Below are 2,489 nucleotides of genomic sequence, written 5' to 3'. Positions count from 1 at the left end.
TAATGGCTTTCCGGATAGATGACACCACCGTTTCCTTCACCACCAATTACCGTATTCGTCTCTTTCATCTTAGTCACCACGTTCACCTCTCCCACAGCCGCAGCGTTATATTGTTGCCCGTGAGCTAACGTTACATCCCGTAAAGCACGAGAAGAAGAAAGGTTAGAAACCGTATTTCCCGGAGTATGTTTCAACACATAGTCAGCAACAGCCACCAACGTGTATTCTTCCACGAACATCTCCCCGTTCTCGCAGACTAATGCCAAACGATCAACATCCGGATCAACCACGATACCTAAATCAGCCCCACACTCCTTTATTTTCTCTGAAATCTGGATTAAGTTCTCCGGAATGGGTTCCGGATTATGGGCAAAACGTCCCGTGGGTTCGCAATTCAACTCAACCACCTCTTTCACTCCCAAAGCTTTCAATAAAGCGGGAATCACGGTTCCTCCCACAGAGTTTACCGCATCCACGACGACTTTCAAGTTGGCTTTGGCAATTGCCCCCCGGTTCACCAATTTCAAATCCAACACGTGTTGAATATGGTAATCCGTGTAATCTTTATGGATAATAGAACCCAATTCATCCACTTCTGCATATTCAAACGATTCCTGTTCAGCCATCTGAAGTACTTGAGTCCCATCCTCGGCCGAAAGGAATTCTCCCCGGTTATTTAATAATTTCAAAGCATTCCATTGTTTCGGATTGTGACTTGCCGTGAGAATAATTCCTCCATCTGCCTGTTCTGCAGTAACAGCGATCTCCGTTGTTGGAGTCGTTGCCAAACCAATATTCACCACGTCATGTCCCAAACCAGACAGAGTAGCCTCTACTAATTTAGCATACATCTCCCCGGAAATACGAGCATCTCGTCCCAACACGATTTTAGCTCTCGTTTTCCCAGCCCCGGTCTTCAACCAAGTAGCGTAAGCCGAAACAAACTTAACAATATCCAAAGGGGTTAGGTTATCACCCGGACGTCCACCAACAGTTCCCCGGATACCGGATATAGATTTTATTAATGTCATAGAATTAAAAATTGAAATTTGCAACCACAAAACAAAAATAAAGGGACTGTATTCGTTATCCTTTTGAGATAACACATACAGTCCCCTCTTTATCAATAAAATTAGATAGAAGCCTTGTAAGCGTCTGCACTCAACAATCCATCTAACTGTGCTTCGTCTTCAATTTTTACCTTGATAATCCAACCTTTTCCATAAGGATCTTTGTTTACCAAGTCAGGTTGATCTTCCAATTCTGAATTGAATTCCAATACTTCTCCGGAAACCGGCATATACAAATCAGAAACGGTCTTTACAGCTTCAATACTACCGAAAGTATCTCCAGCCTCTAGGTTATCACCTTCAGTTTCAACCTCAACAAACACGATATCACCTAATTGACTTTGTGCATAATCAGTAATTCCGACATATGCTTCTTCACCCTCAACACGAATCCATTCGTGTTCTTTAGTGTACTTTAATTCTGCAGGTACGTTCATTATCTTATAAGTTAAATTAAATTTGACAATTATTATGTGCCACAAATATAAGGAAAAAATTAAACTCCAAAACCGTAAATTGAAATTTTAGCCTATACTTTATTACTTTTATTAATAACCCATTCATCCTCAACGTAAACAATCCGTATCCCTTTATTCTCGGGCCTTCAAGAATATTTCCTTCCGTAATAAAAATGCATTTTTTTCCATTTTTTCAGGGCCGAAATATTGTATAATAAGAAAAACTATCTATCTTTGCACCGCATTTGAGAGTAACAGCGGTTACTTGATGCAAAAAAGGTTCGGTAGTTCAGCTGGTTAGAATACATGCCTGTCACGCATGGGGTCGCGGGTTCGAGTCCCGTCCGAACCGCCTTTTTTGAAAACATTTTGGTCTGGTAGTTCAGCTGGTTAGAATACATGCCTGTCACGCATGGGGTCGCGGGTTCGAGTCCCGTCCAGACCGCCAAGAAAAAGAGTTTCGAGTAAATATTCGGGACTCTTTTTTGTTTCCATTTTTTTAAAGCACATATCGGACAGACACACTATCATCGATAGTGTCCCCAAAAGTGTGTAAATCCTTTCTTTTTTCATCTTTGCAAATCTATTCATTTTTAATAAAATAATCTTGATTCTAAAAAATTATAAATAGGGTATTTATAAATATCCGCGTTTTGAGCCACGGTCCCCATCAGTAGAATGACGGCCTGTGGATTCGGCATGGCCCCTCTCATGTTAATAACCCTCTTATAATCCCTGTTCAGTCTTTCGATCCAGTTCGTGGTATAAATCATTCCCCTGATTTCCCTTTCATATTTGAAGTATGTAAAATAAAACCTGTACCTGTCGTGCTGGTATCTCTTTAGCGGCGGGTAACTCTTTTGCCACCTTTGTATGAACTCCTTAAATACACCGAATGCCTTTTCCGGCGTGATGTCCCATTGGTCAGGAGAGCAGATTTGTTTGAGTTCCTCCATAACCT

At 41.2% G+C, this 2,489-nt stretch carries 3 protein-coding genes and 2 tRNA genes; 2 read left to right on the top strand and 3 right to left on the bottom strand.

The window, feature by feature from the left end; translation table 11 throughout:
- Window positions 1-1,031 (bottom strand): phosphohexomutase domain-containing protein (locus WS42_RS14505; RefSeq protein ID WP_046451344.1); only part of this gene is annotated, 1,031 nt, incomplete at its 3' end.
- Between the two features lie 101 nt (window positions 1,032-1,132).
- On the bottom strand, window positions 1,133-1,507 hold the full coding sequence (gene gcvH, locus WS42_RS14500; RefSeq protein ID WP_027202253.1) for a glycine cleavage system protein GcvH: 375 nt from the start codon (window positions 1,505-1,507) through the stop codon (window positions 1,133-1,135).
- A 299-nt stretch (window positions 1,508-1,806) separates the two neighbouring features.
- Between gcvH and WS42_RS14495 the strand changes: the two genes are divergently transcribed.
- Both WS42_RS14495 and WS42_RS14490 read left to right on the top strand, forming a co-directional pair.
- Window positions 1,807-1,880, top strand: a tRNA-Asp gene (locus WS42_RS14495).
- 19 nt (window positions 1,881-1,899) lie between these two features.
- Window positions 1,900-1,976, top strand: a tRNA-Asp gene (locus tag WS42_RS14490).
- A 145-nt stretch (window positions 1,977-2,121) separates the two neighbouring features.
- Here WS42_RS14490 and WS42_RS14485 read toward each other — a convergent pair.
- A partial coding sequence (locus WS42_RS14485; RefSeq protein WP_046451343.1) for a transposase occupies window positions 2,122-2,489 on the bottom strand: 368 nt, incomplete at its 5' end.

The sequence above is a fragment of the Odoribacter sp. N54.MGS-14 genome, assembly GCF_000980295.1.
In the GTDB taxonomy this organism is placed as follows: Bacteria; Bacteroidota; Bacteroidia; order Bacteroidales; family Marinifilaceae; genus Odoribacter; species Odoribacter splanchnicus.
Note: the sequence above shows the minus strand (reverse complement) of the source record. Positions and strands in the feature narration are given on the sequence as shown.